The organism is Neisseria sp. MVDL19-042950, assembly GCF_030504625.1.
Taxonomy (GTDB): Bacteria; Pseudomonadota; Gammaproteobacteria; order Burkholderiales; family Neisseriaceae; genus Neisseria.
This window is the reverse complement of sequence record NZ_JAUKWH010000006.1, coordinates 164,934-184,353: the sequence shown is the minus strand read 5'-3', so window position 1 is coordinate 184,353 and position 19,420 is coordinate 164,934. Positions and strand designations below refer to the sequence as shown.

General features: G+C 52.0%; 18 protein-coding genes. 13 read left to right on the top strand and 5 right to left on the bottom strand.

Going from position 1 to position 19,420, the window contains the following annotated elements; all coding sequences use genetic code 11:
* Positions 1-801: DUF6531 domain-containing protein (locus Q0X97_RS07415; RefSeq protein ID WP_302067104.1), on the bottom strand; the 801-nt coding region annotated here is incomplete at its 3' end.
* A gap of 325 nt (positions 802-1,126) precedes the next feature.
* Here Q0X97_RS07415 and tagF point away from each other — a divergent pair.
* From tagF to tssH, 10 genes are all read left to right on the top strand, one after another.
* Positions 1,127-1,681: a type VI secretion system-associated protein TagF gene (gene tagF / locus Q0X97_RS07410; RefSeq protein ID WP_302067103.1), complete on the top strand. Its 555-nt coding sequence runs from the start codon at positions 1,127-1,129 to the stop codon at positions 1,679-1,681.
* Positions 1,682-1,685: 4 nt separating this feature from the next.
* Positions 1,686-2,753 (top strand): type VI secretion system protein TssA, encoded by a 1,068-nt coding sequence (gene tssA, locus Q0X97_RS07405; RefSeq protein ID WP_302067102.1) that lies wholly within the window; start codon positions 1,686-1,688, stop codon positions 2,751-2,753.
* A 70-nt stretch (positions 2,754-2,823) separates the two neighbouring features.
* Entirely contained in the window at positions 2,824-3,342 is a 519-nt protein-coding gene (gene tssB, locus Q0X97_RS07400; protein WP_009115600.1) for a type VI secretion system contractile sheath small subunit, read from the top strand.
* 34 nt (positions 3,343-3,376) lie between these two features.
* Positions 3,377-4,876 carry a type VI secretion system contractile sheath large subunit gene (gene tssC / locus Q0X97_RS07395; protein WP_302067101.1) on the top strand — a complete coding sequence of 500 codons (1,500 nt, stop codon included), beginning with the start codon at positions 3,377-3,379 and terminating at the stop codon, positions 4,874-4,876.
* Positions 4,877-4,955: 79 nt separating this feature from the next.
* A complete protein-coding gene (locus tag Q0X97_RS07390; protein ID WP_009115598.1) occupies positions 4,956-5,438 on the top strand; it encodes a type VI secretion system tube protein Hcp in 483 nt (160 codons plus the stop codon).
* Positions 5,439-5,597: 159 nt separating this feature from the next.
* Complete coding sequence (locus Q0X97_RS07385) at positions 5,598-6,413, top strand: type VI secretion system accessory protein TagJ (protein ID WP_302067100.1); 816 nt, start codon at positions 5,598-5,600, stop codon at positions 6,411-6,413.
* Positions 6,414-6,445: 32 nt separating this feature from the next.
* Positions 6,446-6,961, top strand: coding sequence for a type VI secretion system baseplate subunit TssE (gene tssE, locus Q0X97_RS07380; RefSeq protein WP_107928955.1), 516 nt, complete (start codon positions 6,446-6,448; stop codon positions 6,959-6,961).
* Complete coding sequence (locus Q0X97_RS07375) at positions 6,954-8,930, top strand: type VI secretion system baseplate subunit TssF (RefSeq protein ID WP_302067099.1); 1,977 nt, start codon at positions 6,954-6,956, stop codon at positions 8,928-8,930. Before tssE ends, Q0X97_RS07375 begins: the two co-directional genes overlap by 8 nt.
* On the top strand, positions 8,927-9,967 hold the full coding sequence (gene tssG / locus Q0X97_RS07370; RefSeq protein WP_302067098.1) for a type VI secretion system baseplate subunit TssG: 1,041 nt from the start codon (positions 8,927-8,929) through the stop codon (positions 9,965-9,967). The genes Q0X97_RS07375 and tssG overlap by 4 nt, the downstream gene beginning before the upstream one ends.
* 82 nt (positions 9,968-10,049) lie before the next feature.
* Positions 10,050-12,734 (top strand): type VI secretion system ATPase TssH, encoded by a 2,685-nt coding sequence (gene tssH / locus Q0X97_RS07365; protein WP_302067097.1) that lies wholly within the window; start codon positions 10,050-10,052, stop codon positions 12,732-12,734.
* Positions 12,735-12,845: 111 nt separating this feature from the next.
* On the opposite strand, the gene clpP is transcribed toward tssH, so the two are convergent.
* From clpP to Q0X97_RS07345, 4 genes are all read right to left on the bottom strand, one after another.
* Positions 12,846-13,469 carry an ATP-dependent Clp endopeptidase proteolytic subunit ClpP gene (gene clpP / locus Q0X97_RS07360; RefSeq protein ID WP_302067096.1) on the bottom strand — a complete coding sequence of 208 codons (624 nt, stop codon included), beginning with the start codon at positions 13,467-13,469 and terminating at the stop codon, positions 12,846-12,848.
* Between the two features lie 93 nt (positions 13,470-13,562).
* On the bottom strand, positions 13,563-14,873 hold the full coding sequence (gene tig, locus Q0X97_RS07355; RefSeq protein WP_302067095.1) for a trigger factor: 1,311 nt from the start codon (positions 14,871-14,873) through the stop codon (positions 13,563-13,565).
* A 243-nt stretch (positions 14,874-15,116) separates the two neighbouring features.
* The gene (locus Q0X97_RS07350) at positions 15,117-15,986 is read right to left on the bottom strand and encodes a DUF1853 family protein (protein ID WP_302067094.1); all 870 of its coding nucleotides are present in this window, start codon (positions 15,984-15,986) and stop codon (positions 15,117-15,119) included.
* Between the two features lie 102 nt (positions 15,987-16,088).
* Positions 16,089-16,898 carry an RNA methyltransferase gene (locus tag Q0X97_RS07345; protein ID WP_302067093.1) on the bottom strand — a complete coding sequence of 270 codons (810 nt, stop codon included), beginning with the start codon at positions 16,896-16,898 and terminating at the stop codon, positions 16,089-16,091.
* A 150-nt stretch (positions 16,899-17,048) separates the two neighbouring features.
* Here Q0X97_RS07345 and Q0X97_RS07340 point away from each other — a divergent pair, with 150 nt between their 5' ends.
* The 3 genes from Q0X97_RS07340 to mog all read left to right on the top strand — a co-directional run bounded on the left by Q0X97_RS07340 (position 17,049) and on the right by mog (position 19,313).
* Positions 17,049-17,837 (top strand): inositol monophosphatase family protein, encoded by a 789-nt coding sequence (locus tag Q0X97_RS07340; RefSeq protein ID WP_302067092.1) that lies wholly within the window; start codon positions 17,049-17,051, stop codon positions 17,835-17,837.
* Positions 17,838-17,982: 145 nt separating this feature from the next.
* On the top strand, positions 17,983-18,702 hold the full coding sequence (locus tag Q0X97_RS07335; protein ID WP_302067091.1) for an S-methyl-5'-thioinosine phosphorylase: 720 nt from the start codon (positions 17,983-17,985) through the stop codon (positions 18,700-18,702).
* Between the two features lie 29 nt (positions 18,703-18,731).
* Positions 18,732-19,313 carry a molybdopterin adenylyltransferase gene (gene mog, locus Q0X97_RS07330; RefSeq protein ID WP_302067090.1) on the top strand — a complete coding sequence of 194 codons (582 nt, stop codon included), beginning with the start codon at positions 18,732-18,734 and terminating at the stop codon, positions 19,311-19,313.
* Positions 19,314-19,420 lie beyond the last annotated feature (107 nt).

The following is a 19,420-nucleotide window of genomic DNA, read 5'->3' as shown; positions in this document are numbered from 1 at the left end:
TTCGTGGTCGAAATAGGCATCTTCCAAACCGTAGGGGTCTTCTTCCGCAGGATCGGCAACGGGGTCGGCCTCTTCTGTGTCGAAGTCGTCTTCATCGTCGGCGGCCGAAAACGGTTCGTCCGGTTCGTCATCGATATCCGGCAGCGGAATTTCCCGGCCTTGCTCGTCAATGTAGAGGAAACCGTCTTCCACCCGCTCCAGCCGCATCGAAAACGGCAGCGACCAGCCCTGCCCCAACCAGCCGTTGCCGGGTTGGTCGGAATAGTAGCTGCGCTGCCAGATTAGGGGGAGAGGAGAATCGAAAACGAAGTCGGTTTCTTCGGGAAGGACTTTAATACCCAGTATGGCATTCACCGGACGACCGACCGCGCCGCCTTTGCCGCCGCCTTTACACGGACAACCTCCCGAACCGGCTCCCCTTCCTCCTGCAGGTCTGCCTTTACGTCCTCTGCCTTTTTTACCTTTCCCCTGAGTAACCAGCCCACCGTCAAACCCCATACCGCTACCGCCACTGAACCCTTTAACGGTCTTTTTAGTAGGCGGCTTCGGCCCCGGCACACCGGGAATCATTGAGGCTAAAGAAATCACCGTAGAAGCAACATCAACGGCTGCGGACACGGCAGAATCGGGGGAAACAATTGATAAAGCGGTAGAAGCAACATCGGCCACCATCTCAATCACATCAACGGGGCCGGCGGCATTGGTCAGCGGCTCAGGCGGATTGGCGGAGCCTTGGGATACCATGGCCGGCGCCGAAGGCTGGGGAATAAGAATGCCTATGGTGTTACCGAAAGATGCCATGAGATTACTCCGTCAAAATTTCGTTGTTCTTAAAATTAAAAATAGAGCGCCTGCAGGTTTCTAAAATAAATTTTAAATTGCTTCTGCTCATTTGAAAATGCCGCTTTACCATCAACCGGCCAAAAGCAATCCTAATTCAGACATCCGATATCTGTATTTGTTCCTTTAAACAGGAGCAGTATAGGCAAATGATCAGGCCGTCTGAAAATAAAATAGTCTTAATACATCTATCAAAATTATGGTAAAGTATCTAAAAAATTCAAAATAAAAATATCAACTAGGGGAATAAATCGTCATTTCATTCATATTATTGGGATTACGATTAATGCTACAAAGAAAAATCTATTTTTTTGGCAAACTGAACCAATCTCGCGATTTTATTGTTTCCGATAATCTTCAAGCCGACGATAAACATTTTTGGGACGGCTGGTTTGGCCGTTGCACCAGCCAAGACAGATTAATTCCGTTTACCCGAAAAACATTCACCACACCGAAAACTTGGCTGTTTTGCATCACACTGCCCGACGATATTGCTTATACGGGCATAACCGCCCTCAGCACCGACCAAACCGGCAGGCAATATCCTTTCGTATTATTCTGCAAACCCGACTCTCATTCCGACTTATCAGACTCCGTCAGCTTTATTGCTGAAAAAACAGATTTCTTCCGCAATACCTTAAACAACGGCAAGTGCATTATCGAAAATTGCTTTAACGACAGCACAAGCCATAGCCCTGTTCTTTTATCCGAACCTTTCCGAAACTATTTATCTAATTCAGGCGATACCGGCAGTTTTTGGCAGGAAAGCGAAAGCGGCCGCCATATAGAACACGAAGGCGAACCCTCGTGCTCTCTGTTTAATAAATTATTTGGATCGTAAACTGATGAAAACATTTTCCCGATGGGACGAACCTATTTCCGCCGATGCTCCTGAAGGGGTGAATATCGAATACGACAGCCGCTTTCTGGAACTGCAAAGCGCGGCGGAAGGCAAGCCCGAGCAGCAATACGGCGACACCATTATTCCGGCGGAAGAACCGGATTGGGCAACGGTAGAGAAATTATGCAACCAATTGCTGGCCGAATCGAAAGACCTGCGCGTTTTGGCTTATTACACGCAAGCCCTTACCGCCAAACACGGGCTTGCCGGATTCTGCGCCGGCTGCGAAGCCATCAAAACCAATGTGGATTCGTACTGGGATTCCATCTACCCCAAACTCGAAGATGAAGACGGCGAATACGACCCGTTTTACCGCGTCAACGCACTCAGCGCTTTCACAACGCTCGACGGCATCGTTAAAGAAATTTTTCCGGCCAAACTGCTGATAAACGGGCTAACCCAGCAACCGGTTACCGTAAAAGAAGCGGTTTCCGTGTTACAAGGCAACGATCCGCAAAGCTATCCGGGCGGAAAAGACCGGCTGATGCTCGACATCAGGGTAAGTGCCGACACCGGCAAGCCGGAAGTGGTGGCTTTAATCCAAGCATTAGGCCATCTGAAAGAAATCCAAAACACTTTCTCAACCAAGCTGCAAGATGAGCATTCCCTCAATTTCGAGGTCATTCAAAAGCCGCTCACCCTGATTCATAAAGCTGTCCATTACAACGACGGCAGCACACCGCAACCGCAACAGGCTGAACAAACAGACCACACTGCCGAAACCTCCGCCGCAAACGGCACGCAAGAGCAAACGGCTTTCCAAGATGCCGATGCGTGGCGCCGTCTGAACATCAAAAACCGCGCCGATGTCGATTTGGCTTTGGAGAAAATCTGCGTCTATTTTGAAACCCTTGAGCCCAGCCACCCTGCCCCGCTGTTTATCCGCAGGGTACAGCGACTCATGAATATGGACTTCTACGACATCATGAAAGATATCAGTCCAGAAAGCATTGCCAATTTGGAAGTTTTAATCGGCAAGCCGGAAGAAGAAACAGGAACTTCCAACGAGTGAAATAGTCTATTTGTAATAAGCTAAAGTTTGTTTGGACAAAACAACTTTAATCATTTAGAGGTTACTGAACATGTCACGAAACAAATCATCTGGTCAAAAGTTTATTGCCCGCAACCGGGCTCCGCGGGTACAGATTGAGTACGATGTAGAACTGTACGGTTCCGAGAAAAAAATCGAACTTCCGTTTGTGATGGGTGTAATGGCCGATTTGGTCGGCAAGCCCGTCGAACCACTGCCCGAATTGGCCGAACGCAAGTTTCTGGAAATTGACGTAGATAATTTCGACGAGCGTATGAAAGCCCTCAAACCGCGCGTGGCGTTCAACGTGAAAAACACGCTTACCGGCGAAGGCAATCTGAACGTAGAGCTTGAATTTGAAAGCATGGACGATTTCTCACCCGCCGCAGTAGCCAAAAAAGTAGAACCTCTAAACGAGCTTTTGCAGGCGCGCACGGAGCTTTCCAACCTGCTCTCATACATGGACGGCAAGAGCGGTGCGGAGGAATTAATCGGAAAAGTCTTGGGCGACAGCGAGCTGCTGAAAAGCCTTGCAGCCGCACCGAAAGCAACACCCAAAGACGAGCAGTAATTTCGGATGAAAACCAATAAAGCGAGAGTGAATCATGGCTGAAAAGCAATTAGATATCCAAGGGGGCGGCGGCGCGCAAACCGCGTTTGCAGCGAGCGAATTCGAACAACTGCTGCAAAAAGAATTCAAACCCAAAACCGAAGAAGCCAAAAGTGCCGTAACCAACGCCGTGGCAACATTGGCCCAACAAGCCTTGCAAAATGTCGTTACGATTTCAGACGACACTTATCAAACCATCGAAGCAATCATTGCCGAACTCGACAGAAAACTTTCCGAACAAATCAACCTGATCATGCACCACGAAGATTTCCAAAAACTGGAAGGCGAATGGCGTGGTTTGCATCATTTGGTTAACAACACCGAAACCGACACCCTGCTGAAAATCAAAGTATTGCCGATTTCCAAAAAAGAAGTGGCCCGCAACCTGAAGCGCTTCAAAGGCACGGCTTGGGATCAAAGCCCGCTGTTCAAACGCATTTACGAAGAAGAATACGGCCAGTTCGGCGGCGAACCTTTCGGCTGCTTGGTTGGCGACTATTATTTCGACCATTCCGCACCCGATGTGGAAATGCTCAACAGCCTCGAAAAAATTGCAGCGGCCGCACACTGCCCGTTTATCGCCGGCGCATCGCCCAAACTGATGCAGATGGAATCTTGGCAGGAATTGGCCAATCCGCGCGACTTAAGCAAAATCTTCCAAAACGCCGAATACGCACCGTGGCGCAGCCTGCGTGATTCCGAAGATTCACGCTACATCGGCTTGGCCTTACCGCGTTTCTTATCGCGCCTGCCTTATGGTGCCAGCACCAATCCTGTGGACGAATTCGATTTCGAAGAAGAAACCGAAGGCGCGGATCACAACAAATACACTTGGGCCAACGCAGCCTATGCGATGGCGGTGAACATCAACCGCTCGTTCAAATACTACGGTTGGTGTACTTCTATCCGCGGCGTGGAATCCGGCGGTATCGTTGAAAACCTGCCCTGCCACACCTTCCCGACCGACGACGGCGGCGTGGACATGAAATGCCCGACCGAAATCGCCATCAGCGACCGCCGCGAAGCCGAGCTGGCAACATTGGGCTTTATGCCGCTGATCCACCGCAAAAATACCGATTTGGCCGCGTTTATCGGCGCACAATCCCTGCACAAGCCTGCCGAGTATTATGATCCCGATGCTACGGCCAATGCGCGTTTATCCGCCCGCCTGCCTTATCTGTTTGCATGCTGCCGCTTCGCCCACTATCTGAAATGTATCGTGCGCGACAAAGTCGGTTCGTTCCGCGAACGCGAAGATATGGAGCGCTGGCTGAACGAATGGATTATGAATTATGTAGACGGCGACCCGATTAACTCTACCCAAGAAACAAAAGCCCGCAAACCCTTGGCGGCGGCGGAAGTAGTGGTGGAAGAAGTGGAAGACAACCCCGGATACTACACTTCCAAATTCTTCCTGCGCCCGCACTACCAACTTGAGGGGCTTACCGTTTCATTGCGCTTAGTTTCCAAACTGCCTTCGGCTAAACAGGAATAGTCGGGTTTGGTTTATTTAGTCGGGCATACTCATGCCCTGTTGTCTGATCGCTTAAATTTCTTAACAAGGAGAGTAAAACATGGCTATTGATATGTTCATGAAAGTTGAAGGTGTAAACGGCGAATCAAAAGATGCCAACCACAAAGACTGGACCAATATCGAAAGTTTCGACTGGGGTGCCGAGCAACCCGGCTCGATGACCAGCGGTGGTGGCGGTGGTGCCGGCAAAGTGAATTTTAACGACTTGACCGTAGTTGCCGCCATTGATAAAGCCGCTCCGACCATTCTGAAAAACTGTGCTACCGGCCAACACTTGAGCAAAGTAGAAATCTCCGTGTGCAAAGCCGGCGGCGAACAGATCGAATATTCGCGCACCACATTGGAAGACGTTTTGGTAACCGGTGTGAAATTCATCGGCGTACAAGGCAATGACGCGCTGAAAATGCGTTACTCATTCCAAGCTGCCAAAGTGAAAAACCAATATTGGGAACAAACCGATAAAGGTTCCAAAGGCGCCGAAGTTCAGATGGCCTTCAACATCAAAGAAAACAAATCTGCATAATCCTTATGCACGTTTAGTTGGAGAAGCCTGGCTTAAAAGGCGTTTTAAGTCAGGCTTTACATATATATACTTTTCAGACGGCCTCTACCTTCCTGAAAAGTCAATTCGGGCTTTCGCTCTTACTACACTTTCTACAAAAACAAACAAGGAGTTGCTGAGATGGATTTGAAAACTAAATTATCGGACATGATTGAGCTGGTGCGTTCAAATCCCGACAATCAGGAACACCGTTTGGCATTGATTCAATATCTCTGCCTGTGCGCAAAATGGGATCAGGCGCTGAAACAGATCGGGCAATACCAAAAGCTCTTCCCCAACACCCAAAAGCCCCTGATGCTTTATCTCATTGAAAACATCGAAGCAGAAATGCGCCGCCAAGCCGTTTTAGCGGCACAGCAAAAGCCAAAAACGCTGGAACAGCACGCCGGCAAGCTCGATATTCTGCAAAAACAACTCTCTTTGGTTGCCCATGTAGCAGAGCAAAAAAGCACGGCCCTTTCCGACGGCTATGCCGCTTTATCCGACCACATCGACGAAACACCGGTAAACATTAGCTACCTTCTGGCAGATAAATCGGTTGCAGACACCGGCGGCAACTGGATTATCGACGGCGACGTACGTACCGCTTTTGTTTACGAATACTTCTACCGCGGCCACTACTACTGGCAAACTTGGGGCTCCATCGAAAGCATTTCTTTCAAAGCGCCCGCCTCCTTGCTCGACGTGATTTGGAGGCCGTCTGAAATCACATTCAGCCACGGCGAATGCATCCAATGCACCAGCCCCGCCCGCTATGCCGTTTTACCGGACGCAGAATCGGAATGGTCGGATCTACTGCTGCAATGCGCGCAAACCGACTGGGTTGAAGTGGCAGACCAGCTTTTCACCGGCATCGGCCAAAAGATGCTGTACACCGACAACCACGATTTCGGCCTGTTGGATATCCGCAGCATTAAATTCGGACAACACCGTTAAACCTACCCATCCGTCAGCCACGGCAATTAATCATGTCGCAATTCAGAAATCAACTGCTGCCTTCTTTGTTCGACAGACTCACCGACGAAGAGCCGCGCAAAAAAAAAGAAGCACGACCCGATCAGGCCATCAACCTCGACCAATATCGGCAAGCCGTGCTGCGCGATATTCTTTATCTGCTGAACACCTGCAACCTGCAAGCGGAAACCATGGAGCAACACCTGCCCGAAAACGTGCGTTCTTCCACGCTCAACTACGGCATTCCGCCCCTTTCCGGCGTTAATTTTTCCGACATAGAATGGCAGGACGTGGAGCAAAACATCAAGCAGGCCATTCTCGATTTCGAACCGCGGCTCGACAGCAAATCGCTGCAAGTGATTGTGAACACCGAAGACGATGACGACGATGCCTTGCACAACAAACTGATTATTGAAATCAAAGGCCATCTGAAACTCAACCCTTATCCAAAAGAATTCCTGCTGCGAACCAGCATGGATATCGAAACCGGGCTGTTTAATTTATTAGAAGGGGGAACGGGCCGTGAATAACAAATTACTGTCTTATTACAATAAAGAGTTGGCCTTCCTGAAAGAAATGGGCAGGGAGTTTGCGCTCAAATATCCCAAAGTGGCTTCCCGACTGGCCTTGGATACTTCCGACATTCCCGATCCTTACGTCGAACGGCTGCTGGAAGGCGTGAGCTTTCTCACCGCCCGCACCCAGCTTAAACTGGATGCGGAATATCCCCGTTTCGTGCAAAGAATTTTAGAAGTCGTTTACCCCGACTTCATCAACCAAAAACCGGCGGCAGCCATTGTCAATTTAGAACCTGCCGGCCAATACAACGCCGATGTTATCAATCTGCTGGAGCGCGGCAGAATATTAAGGTCGCTGCCGATTGACGAATTCAAAGTAAGCTGCCCGTTTTCGGTAACCAAAACCACCGAAATCCTGCCACTGCGTATAGAAAAAGCCAAATATACCGATTCGCTCGGCTATTTGCCGGGTACGCTTCCCATGCTCAAACCCTCTTCCGGCAAAAAAGTGCAATCCGCCCTACGCTTGGATTTCTCGCTCAGCGTGCCCGGGGCGTGTTCGGAAATGCTGCCGGACAAATTGCCTGTGTTTTTAGGCACGGAGCTTTCCAAGTCGTCTTCTTTGCTGTTCCTGCTGGCTTCCGAATGTGTGGGCGTAGTCTGCCACAGTTATGAAAACCCCAAACAATGGCACTACCCGCTGCCGTTCAAACCAGAACATAGCGGATTTAGCGAAGACGAAGCTTTGTCTTTCAATCTGGACAAATCGGTCAGCGCGTTCCGGATTCTTCAGGAATATGCGCGGTTGCCGGAAAAATTCCTGTTTATTGCCCAAAAAGATATCAAGCAAGCTGTCCGGCAGGCCGAAAAAGAAGGCCATCTGCCTAAAGTGCCCGAGCAGTTGGAAGAAATCGTGAGCGACAAGGGCATCAATAAGAAAATCATCACTTACCGCAAACGCTATTTCAGCCTGTCATTTTTGTTCAGCCACAAAATACCCGAGCTGACGGAGCTGGTCGGCGTGGAAGATTTTTCCGTAAACGCCGTGCCGGTGGTGAATTTATTCAGAAAAAAGAGCGCGCGCTTCCCCGTGAACATTCAAGATCGGGAACACCATGTCGTTATCGACCGCACTCAGCCGCTGAATTACGAAGTACACTCTATCGAACAAGTGAAAGGTTTCGACACCAACAACCGCCAAACCGTGGTTTTTTCGCCGATGTACAAAGCGCCGGATATGGGTTTGTTTCCAGAAGCACAAACCCAACACGCTTATTTTTCGGCACGGCGGGCAGACAGGATGCCGTCTGAAAACGCCGTTAAAAACGGTTTCCGTTCTTCCTATCTGGGCAGCGAAGTGTTTCTGTCGCTGGCCGACAATAAAGACTACGCCTTCAATTCAGGCATCCAGCACCTTTCCGTCGACGCGTGGTGTACCAGCAGGGATTTGCCGCTGATGATGCCGCGTGATGGCGAGTCGGATTTTCTGATCGAAGGCTTTTTGCCGGTCAGCTCGATCAAACTGATTTCCAAGCTGACGCGGCCTCAGGCAGCGGTGAGCGAAGACAGAACGCTTTGGCCGTTTTTAAACCAATTGAGCCTGAACTATCTGTCGCTGCTGAACACCGACCAAGAAGATGCCCCCGTTACCTTGAAAGAATTATTGATGGTGTTTGTTTCTTCCGAAAATGATTTGCTGAAGAAACAGATTGAGTCGATTACGCGGGTGGACACCGCCGTCGTGAATAAAGTGGTTCGCCATCACGGTACCGCCGCTCCCGTGCGCGGCATCAAAATCACCGTTACACTCGACGACGCACAATTGGGCGGCATCCATCCCTTCCTGTTCGGCTCAGTTTTAAACCATTACTTCCGGCGCTTGGTGTCGATCAACTCATTCATACAACTGCAAATCGACACGCTCCAACAAGGGCATGTGGCCACGTGGCCGACCGCGGTTGGAGAAAGGGTAATCATATGAGTCCGGTTAACGTGCAAACGGATTTCGGCGACCCGCTGGACGATGCTTGGGATGAAAAACTCACCGGCTTTTTAAACAAAGTCGCCTCCCAGCCGTATAAATATGACTACTTTTCACTCTTGCGCCAGCTTGAGTCGGTTAAGTTTGTTACCGGCGGCAAGATGTTGGGCAAGGCAGTCAGCCCGAAAATGGAAAAAATCAGAATCCGCCAAGAGCCTTCGCTTATTTTTTCCCCGCGCAACATCCAATCGGTAACGCTGTCACCCCATTATGCGGAAATTTCCATCAACGGCTTCGGTTTGTTCGGCCCTTCCGGCCCCTTGCCCCTGCATTTAACCGAATATGCCTACGAGCGCCAACACCAGCACGGCGACCGTACATGGACGGGCTTTGCCAATATGCTGCAACACCGTTTGGCGGTCTTGTTTTATCGGGCATGGGCCAACGCGCAGAGCATTACTTCTTTAGACAAAAACGCCGACGACCGCTTCGGCAGATACATCGCCGGGTTCAACGGCCTGAATACCCCGCCCATACACAACGAAGGCCGAATTCACGAATTTGCCAAGCGTTATTTTGCCGGTTTGCTGATGAAGCAAAGCCGCTCCGCCGCCAACCTGCAACAGTTGCTCAACCGCTATTTCAAAGCGCCCGTTACCATTCAAACCAATGTCGGATACTGGGTTGAAGTTGCCGAGGAAAAAACGCAAATCGGCTCAACAGGCGGCTATACGCTGGGAGAAGGTTTGCTGCTGGGCGACAAACTTTACGATATTCAAAGCAAATTCCGCATCATCGTCGGCCCGCTGACTCTGCCGGCCTACCGGTCGTTTTTTAAAGACGGCACCAACACCGCCCGCCTGCGGGAATGGGTGCGCCTGTTTGCCGCAGACGAATACGAATGGGACATACAGCCCGTTTTGATGCAAAAAGAAGTTCCCCCGATGGATTTGGGCGGGCAAACCCAACTCGGCTTGTCGACTTGGCTGGGCAATGTTTCCCGCGATGCTGAAGACTTAATCGTCAGCAACCGTTAAACGGCTTTTTTCAGACGGCCTCATCCTGATAAAAGCCTCTTACAAACCGTTTTGGACATGTTGGATTATTTAAGGAAATCTTATGTCAGACATCAGCCGCAGCGTATTATTCGGCAAGTTGAATACTACCTTATACAAAACTCTGGAAAATGCCTACACATTCTGCCGCCTTCGGGAAAACAGCTATGTCGAGCTGGTGCACTGGCTCCATTCCCTGCTGCAAACCGAAAAAACCGACATTTTCTGCCTGATAAACCGTTTCAATTTAGACGAAGCGAAAGTACGCAAAGACGTATTGGCCGCCGTGGAAAAACTGCCCGCCGGCGCCACTGCCGTTATCGATTTTTCCGAGCATATCCAAACCCTTGTCGAACAAACTTGGACATACAGCTCGCTGAAATTCGGCACCGACAAAATCCGCACGGCGCATATTTTCTACACTATGCTGCAAAATAAAACTTTGCAGGGCATCTTGGCCAACATTTCATCGGAATTCCTCAAAATCAAACCCGAAACGCTGGCAGACGACATCATCGCCATTACCGCCGGTTCGGAAGAAAATCTCGATGCCGCTAAAAACGCCTTATCTTCGGAGCCTACCGCCACCCACAAAGAAAGCGCGTTGGCCAAATACGGCAGCAACCTTACCGAAAAAGCCAAAAACGGCGAAATAGACCCGCTTACCGGCCGCGATGCCGAAATCAGACAAATCATCGACATCCTAATGCGCCGCCGCCAAAACAACCCGATTCTCACGGGCGAAGCCGGTGTCGGCAAAACCGCCGTGGTCGAAGCGCTGGCCTTGCGCTTGGCCGCAGGCGACGTGCCGCCCGGATTGCAAGACGTGCAGTTAATCCTGCTGGACATCGGCCTGCTCAAAGCCGGTGCCAGCATCAGCGGCGAATTTGAATCGCGGCTCAGGGCAGTAATGGACGAAGTCGAATCCAGCCCCACGCCGATTGTGCTGTTTATTGACGAAATCCACACCTTAATCGGTGCAGGCGGCGCAGCCGGCACGGGCGATGCCGCCAACCTGCTCAAACCCGCTTTGGCCCGCGGCAAACTGCGCACCATCGGCGCAACAACATGGGCGGAATACAAAAAATACTTTGAAAAAGACCCCGCCCTCACACGCCGTTTCCAAGTCGTGCAGGTAGACGAACCCGACGAAGAAAAAGCCGTCAACATGCTCAGAGCGTTGAACGCCTCGCTGGAAAAACACCACAATGTGATTATTCTCGACGAAGCCATTCAGGCGGCCGTAAAACTTTCCCACCGCTATATTCCCGCACGCCAACTGCCCGACAAAGCCGTCGGCCTGATCGATACCGCCTGCGCACGCGTTGCCGTCAGCCAGCACGCCGTACCCGGCAGCATCGAATACCTGCAAAAAAAATCCGAAGCATTAAAACTCGAACAAGCCAATCTGGAACGCGAGAAAAAGCTCAGTTTCGATTCCGAAGAGCGGATGGCGAATATCGGCAAAGAATTGGCCGAAGTTGAAGGCCGTCTGAAAGAATTGGAAGAAAGATGGCAGACAGAAACCGGCTTGGTTGCCGATCTGTTGGCCGTGCGCGAACAAATCATGCAGGCAGGGCAAGAAACCGCCGATGATGAAAGCAAGCAGTTGTACGCACGCCAAAAAGAGCTAGTCGACAAACTGAAAGAACTGCAAGGTATCCAACCGCTGGTGATGCCGTTGGTCGACAGCCGCACGATTGCCGACGTGGTAGCCGACTGGACGGGCATTCCCGTCGGCAAAATGATGAAAGACGAAGTCGAGGCCGTATTGCAACTGGCCGACACTTTAAATAAACGCATCATCGGCCAACGCCACGGCTTGGATGCAATTGCCCGCCGCATTCAAACCTCGCGCGCCAATCTCGACAACCCCAACAAACCCATCGGCGTTTTCATGCTGGCCGGCCCTTCCGGTGTGGGTAAAACCGAAACCGCGCTGGCTCTGGCCGACACCTTGTACGGCGGCGAGCAAAACGTGATTACCATCAACATGAGCGAATATCAGGAAGCACACACCGTATCCACCCTGAAAGGCGCACCGCCGGGATATGTCGGTTACGGCGAAGGCGGCGTGCTGACCGAAGCCGTGCGCCGCAAACCGTATAGCGTTATCCTGCTCGACGAAGTGGAAAAAGCGCACCCCGACGTGCATGAAATCTTTTTCCAAGTATTTGACAAAGGCTGGATGGAAGACGGCGAAGGCCGCTACATCGACTTCAAAAACACCATCATCATCCTCACCACCAACGTCGGTACGGATTTGATTATGGACATGTGCGACGACCCCGACATGCTGCCGACTCCGGAAGGCTTGGCCAAAGCCTTGCGCACACCCATGCTGAAAGTTTTCCCCGCCGCCCTGCTGGGCCGCATGCAGGTTATCCCCTACTATCCGCTATCCGACGACATGCTCGCGAAAATCGTTGAATTGCAATTGGGCCGTATCGTGAAACGAATCAAAGACAACCACAATATCGACCTGACCTATTCACCCGAAGTGCTGAAGCTGATTACCTCGCGCTGCACCGAAGTCGAATCAGGCGGCCGTATGATCGATGCGATTCTTACCAATACCGTTCTGCCGCAAATCAGCCGCGAACTGCTTACCTGCGCAACGCAAGGCAAACAGGTTTCGGCGGTGAGCATCGGCGTGGCGGATCATGATTTTACCTACGACTACCGCATGAAAAAGCAGGCGGCAGCAAAGCCTAAAAAAACAGGCGGCACGCAAGTAAGCCGACAGTAACGGCAAAAGTGTCGTAAACTCAAAAATAAGGCCGTCTGAAAAGCATTTTTTAATTCTAAAATGCTTTTCAGACGGCCTCTTATAGCAAACGGGCTTATCTTTGCCGCCTTATCAGACTTTAATGCTCTCTCTGTCCGCCAATACTTGGTCAACCAAACCGTAAGCCTGTGCTTCTTCTGCCGACATATAGTTGTCGCGGTCGGTATCGCGCTCCACTTTGGCCAAATCCTGACCGCTGTGGGCCGCCAGCAAGCGATTCAGTTTGTCTTTCAATTTCAACAACTCGCGGGCGTGGATTTCAATGTCGGAAGCCTGCCCGCCCAAGCCGCCGCTGATTAAGGGCTGATGAATCATCACGCGGCTGTTCGGCAAAGCGAAACGCTTGCCTTTGGCACCGGCGGAAAGCAGGAACGCACCCATACTGGCCGCTTGGCCGAGACATAAAGTCGATACGTCCGGTTTAATGAAATTCATGGTGTCGTAAATCGACAAACCTGCCGACACGGAGCCGCCGGGCGAATTGATATACAGGAAAATATCTTTGTCGGGATTTTCGCTTTCCAAAAACAATAACTGCGCCACCACCAGATTGGCACTGTCGTCATTTACCGGCCCCACCAGAAAAATAATGCGTTCTTTCAGCAGGCGGGAATAAATATCAAACGCCCGCTCGCCGCGCCCGCTTTGCTCGATAACGGTCGGCACCAAATAGCCGTTGCTGATTTCAGGAATCATATTGTTCTCCTTTTCAGGATAGTCAGTAAAAAGCACCAAAGCGCGGAAGGCAGCTTCGGTGCTTATTCAATTAGCCAAACTTTTCAGACAGCCTTAGGCTTGTGCGCCCATCACTTCGTCGAACGACAACACTTTTTCATTCACTTTGGCTTTGCCCAATACAAACTCAACCACATTGGCTTCAACGGCCAAAGAAGTCGGGCCTTGCAAGCGTTGGCGGTCGGAGAAATACCAGTCGATTACTTCTTGCGGATCTTCGTAGCTTTCGGCAAAGTCGCTAACTATGGCTTTCACTTGCTCTTCGCTCGGCTCCAGTTTGTTCTCGTCGACCAGTTGCGCCAAAATCAAGCCCAAAGCCACGCGGCGTTCCGCCTGCTCGTTGAACATATCGGCGGGCAGATCCAATTTAGCCGCATCAGCCATGCCTTGATTGACGAAGTTTTGTTTCATTTCGGCAGCCAAGCGTGCGGCTTCTTCTGCAACCAATACTTTCGGCAGTTGGATATCGGTTACTTTCAGCAAGGCTTCCATCACTGCTTCTTTGGTTTGGTCTTTAGTGCGGCGCACCACTTCGCGGGCTACGTTTTTCTTCACTTCTTCGCGCATTTTGGCTACGTCGCCGTCTTCAATGCCCAACGCTTTGGCAAATTGTCCGTCCACTTCCGGCAGGGTCGCTTCGGAAACGTTTCTCACGCTGATGGTGAATACGGCGGTTTTACCGGCTACGTCTTTACCGTGGTAGTCTTCAGGGAAATTGACTTCGACTTCTTTGCTTTCGCCTTCTTTCAAGCCCAGCACGCCGGCTTCGAATTCAGGCAGCATTTGGCCGTTGCCCAATACGAACGGATAGTTTTTGGCACTGCCGCCATCGAAAACAACGCCGTCGATTTTGCCTTCAAAATCAATAATCACGCGGTCGCCGTTTTGGGCTTCGCGTTCAACGTGGTTGAAACGGGTGCGTTGTTTGCGCAGGATTTCAATGGTTTTGTCTACTTCGGCATCACCCACTTCGGCGGTTACTTTTTCGATTTCCTGTGCAGATAAATCGCCTACTTTTACTTCGGGGAACACTTCGAACACGGCGGCCACTTTGAAAGAATCTTTGTCTTCTTGCTCTTCCACGCCTTCAAAGCGGGGCATACCGGCTACTTTCAGGTTTTGGGCGACGGCAACATCGTAGAATGCTTTTTGAACCAGCTCGTTCATCACATCGTTTTGCACGCTTGAGCCGTACATAGAAGCAACCATTTTCAGCGGTGCTTTACCCGGACGGAAGCCGTCGATTTTCACGCGGCGTTGGGTTTGCTGCAAGCGTTTGTCGGTTTCTGCGTTGATTTCGCTCCACGGCAGAGACAACACTACTTTGCGTTCCAGATTTTCTAAATTTTCTACAGTTACGCTCATCGTAAGCCCTTAAATTTTCTCGTGTTAATCAATGAAACGGGCATCATGCCCGTTTTGTTATGCTGCCCCTGCAATCAGGGGATAAAAATTCAGACGGCGAGTATATCACAACGCCGCCACAAAATATATTGCCCTGCGGTTTTGCGTTAACGCGGCTGAACGGGCGGCGGAGCGTTTTTTACGCAATAAAAATGCCGTTTGCACATCGTTCAGGCCGTCTGAAAACGGCTTGGCGTTTGTTTTTCAGACGGCCTCCGCTTTCATTATCCGCTTTACTTCATGCCAACAACCGTCGGGGCGCTGTTCCAAAACCGCAACGATGCCGCTGTCGGTTTTCCGAATATTTTCCGCATTTTGCGTTTCGGCCGAATCCATTCTGGCCGGTGCAAGCAGGTTCATGCGGTGCAATAGGCAATAGCGGCGGTTGAGGCCGTCTGAAAAATTATATTCGGCCCAATCAGTGATATACGAACCGTGCCAACCGTAAGGATTCAGCGGAGCTTCGTGCAGCGGTTGCGGCTGAGCGGAAAAACCGACACCGCGCACAATCGAAACCGCTTCAATCCGTTGCGGATCCAACCCCAACGCTGCCGACGCTTCCCGCCCCGCTTCACTTTGCAGCAGGGCAAGCTGTTGCGGGAGTTTGGCCGCTTTATTCTGCAAGCGGTCTTGACGGTTCAGCCCCACCATTTCAGACGGCCTCCCTGATGCGCAACCGTAATATTTGCAGGTTAATTCGATGTGGTAAGTACGGCCGTTCAAGACGGCGATAAAATCCGCCGCCCCTGCGGTCTGCCCATCGGCACGGCTGACTGCCACATTCTGCCCAAGCAGCGAAGCATGCGGGGCGGTTGACAGCCAAAATGCGAGCAGATGTTCGGCATACAATCCCAAACGGTGGCCGAACGGTTGTTTGTCGGCCAGATATTGCTGCAATGTTTCGGAGCGGTCGTCCAAATCAAGCAGGTAACGGAAGCCCGTTTCCCCCAACAATTCGCGCACGGGCAGTTCGCAGCCGCTGTGCCACAAAGCCGGCGCGGTGAGAACGGAGGCTAAATCGCGGACGTTGGGGTCGGTTAAACGCCACCATAAGGCATCGAGTGCATAGTTCATAAATGGAAATGTTTGGAAAGTTGTTTTGTTTTACGGTTATGCCCGAGGCCGTCTGAAAACTTTCCGCTTTGCCGGAACTTTGTTTTCAGACGGCCTCAACGATTAATCTTTCAAATTGCGTTTCACAGTATTCAAAAAGCCGCGCAGGATATCGATGTCTTCGGTTTGCGTATCTGCCCGCATAAACAGATTCTGCATGCGACGCATCAGGCGTTCGCTGTTGCGGCGGTTGAAAAAGCCGATGTCGTTCATCACGCTTTCCATATGGCCGACCATGCCGGCAATCTGTTCGTGGGTGGCCGGTCGGGTTTCCTGCTGCAAATGCGTCATCGGCATATCGGTTTGGCTGAATAGCTCGTAACACACCACTTGCACGGCTTGAGCGAGGTTGAGCGAGAAATAGTCGGGGTTGCCGTTGATGGTCATCAGGCGGTTGCAGTTTTGCACTTCTTCGATGCTCAGGCCGAAAGTTTCGTTGCCGAACACCAGCGCAACCTGTTGGCCGTCTGAAGCAGCTTGCAGCAATTCGGGCACAAGTTGGCGCGGCGTTTGCAGCGGCGCAGTCAGCTCGCGTTTGCGGCTGGTTAAGGCGCAGCTCAGGGTGGTGTGCGCCAACGCTTCGTCGAGCGTGGCTACGATGCGGGCGTTTTCCAACACGTCCGCCGCACCGGATGCCAACACGAAGCTCTCTTCGGGCAGTTTGAAATCCTGCGGTTTAGCGGCATCGAACACCGGCGGGTTTTCGGTCATCGGCGTGGCAATCAGTTGCGGCGCAACCAAAGTCAAACGGTGCAGCCCCATGGTTTTCATGGCACGGGCGGCGGAACCGATATTGGCGGGGTGGCTGGTGCGGGCGAGGACGATATGGATGTTGTCGAGATAGGCGGGTACGGCGGGTTTGGGATTCATCATGTTTTATTTTCGGAACGGGGGTATAATGTGCGCCTGAATATTTTTTTCAGACGGCCTCGAGGCCGTCTGAATGCTCTTTAAAAACATTGGAAACAGCGTAAACGCAGCGTTTTACGTTTTGCCTTATTGTACCCGATTAGGAAGAATGCCATGAACCCGATTTTAAACACTGCCCTCAAAGCCGCACGCAAAGCGGGCGATATGATGATCCGCGCATCGCGCAACCTCGATGCCGTTAAAACCGACAGCAAAGCGTTTAACGATTTTGTTTCCGATGTTGACCGCACCGCCGAAGCCATTTTGGTCGACGCGCTCAAAGAAGCCTACCCCCATCACAAAATCACCGCCGAAGAAAGCGGCTCGCAAGGTAAAGCCACCGCCGAATACGAGTGGATTATCGACCCGCTCGACGGCACCACCAACTATCTGCACGGCCACCCCCAATATGCCGTCTCAATGGCACTGCTGCACAAAGGCGTGTTGCAGGAAGCGTTGGTGTACGCGCCCGAACGCAACGATTTATACATGGCTTCGCGCGGCAAAGGCGCATTGCTGAACGACCGCCGCATCCGCGTTTCTTCCCGCATCGAACTCAACCGCTGCTTAATCGGCACCGGCTTTCCGGTTGTCGACCAAAGCATGATGGACACCTACCTCGCCATTCTGAAAGACTTCTTAGCCAAAACCGCCGGCGGCCGCCGCGAAGGTGCCGCCTCGCTCGACCTGTGCGCCGTAGCCTGCGGACGTTTGGACGGCTTTTTCGAGTTCAACCTCAAACCGTGGGACATCGCCGCCGGTGCATTGTTGGTACAAGAAGCGGGCGGCATCGTTACCGACATGCAGGGCAACGAAAGCTGGCTGGAAAGCGGCGACATCGTGGCCGGCAACCCGAAAGTGTTGGGCCAAATGCTGCAAATCATTGCGCCGCATCTGAAGTAAGGCCGCAAGCCGACGCTTATCGGCAAGAGGCCGTCTGAAAGATGTTTTCAGACGGCCTCTATTTTGTTTTACCGCCCTGCCGCCGATACACACCCGCCGGCGAATCCTTTACAATACCTTTCCCGAACTGATACGAGAACCGCCCATGATAGCCGTTATCGGAGGCAGCAGCCTGACCCGCCTGCCCGAACTCAACATTACCGACCGCCGTGTTGTGCGCACGCCCTACGGTTTGACCAGCAGCCCGTTGCTGTTCGGCAAACTCGGCAGCCGCGACATCGTCTTTCTTGCCCGCCACGGCCTCAACCATTCGCTCGCTCCGCACGAAATCGACTATCGTGCGAATATTTGGGCTTTGCATTCCATCGGCGCAGAGCGCATCGTATCCGTAGCATCGGTGGCTACCTTAACCGAAGCCTACGAGCCGGGCTCGCTGGTGGTGCCGGATGACTTGGTCGACTATACCCACCACCGCCACAACACTTTCTTCGAAGGCCAGTCGCAAGAAGTGGTGCACATCGATTTTTCAGAACCCTACGATGCCAAACTGCGCCAAGCCCTGCTGAAACACGCCGCCTCGCACGGCACGCCCGTGTACGACAAAGCCGTGTACGGCTGCATCCAAGGCCCGCGCCTGCCCACACGGGCGGAAGTGCGCCGTTATCAAAATGACGGTGTCGATATTATCGGCATGACCGGCATGCCCGAAGCCGCACTGGCACGCGAATTGGAGCTGCCGTATGTGCACTTGTGCGGCGTAACCGGCATCGCCTGCATGAAAAACGGCCCCAACGGTTCCGACACCTGCGGCGCAGATGCACGCAACGCCATCGAAAAAATCCGCCGCCTGCTGGTGGATTTATAGGCCGTCTGAAAACCAAAGAAAGAAACTGCATGAGCAAAACCTTAGCTACCGTTACCATCGGCCTGCTTTCCGCCAGCGATAGAGCCAGCAGCGGCGTGTATCGAGACGAAGGCATTCCCGCCTTGAAAGAATGGTTGCAGGCCGCCGTAAACAATCTCGTTCATTTCGCCGAGGCGCTCGTTCCCGACGAACAATCCGCCATCGAAGCCGCCTTACGCCGTATGGCCGATACCGACGGCTGCGACCTCATCTTTACCACCGGCGGCACCGGCCCTGCCCCGCGCGACGTTACTCCCGAAGCAACATTGGCGGTTGTCGATAAGGAAATGCCCGGTTTCGGCGAACAAATGCGCCAAATCAGCCTCTATTATGTGCCGACGGCGATTTTGTCGCGCCAAACGGCAGGCATTCGCGGCAAATGTTTGATTATCAACCTGCCCGGTCGCCCCAAAGCGATTGCCGAAACTTTGGGCGGCGTACGCGGCGAAAACGGCGAAATCAAGGTGCACGGCCTGTTCAGCGCCATTCCGTATTGCGTCGATTTAATCGGCGGAACGTTTATCGAAACCGATGAAAACGTGTGCAAAGCATTCCGCCCGAAACAGAAATAATCTGTTTTCCACGCCTAAACGTTTTTCGATTGTTTAGGTAAAACTCAGGCCGTCTGAAAAACTGTTTTCAGACGGCCTCTTGTCATAAATCCCAGACCTCACCACCC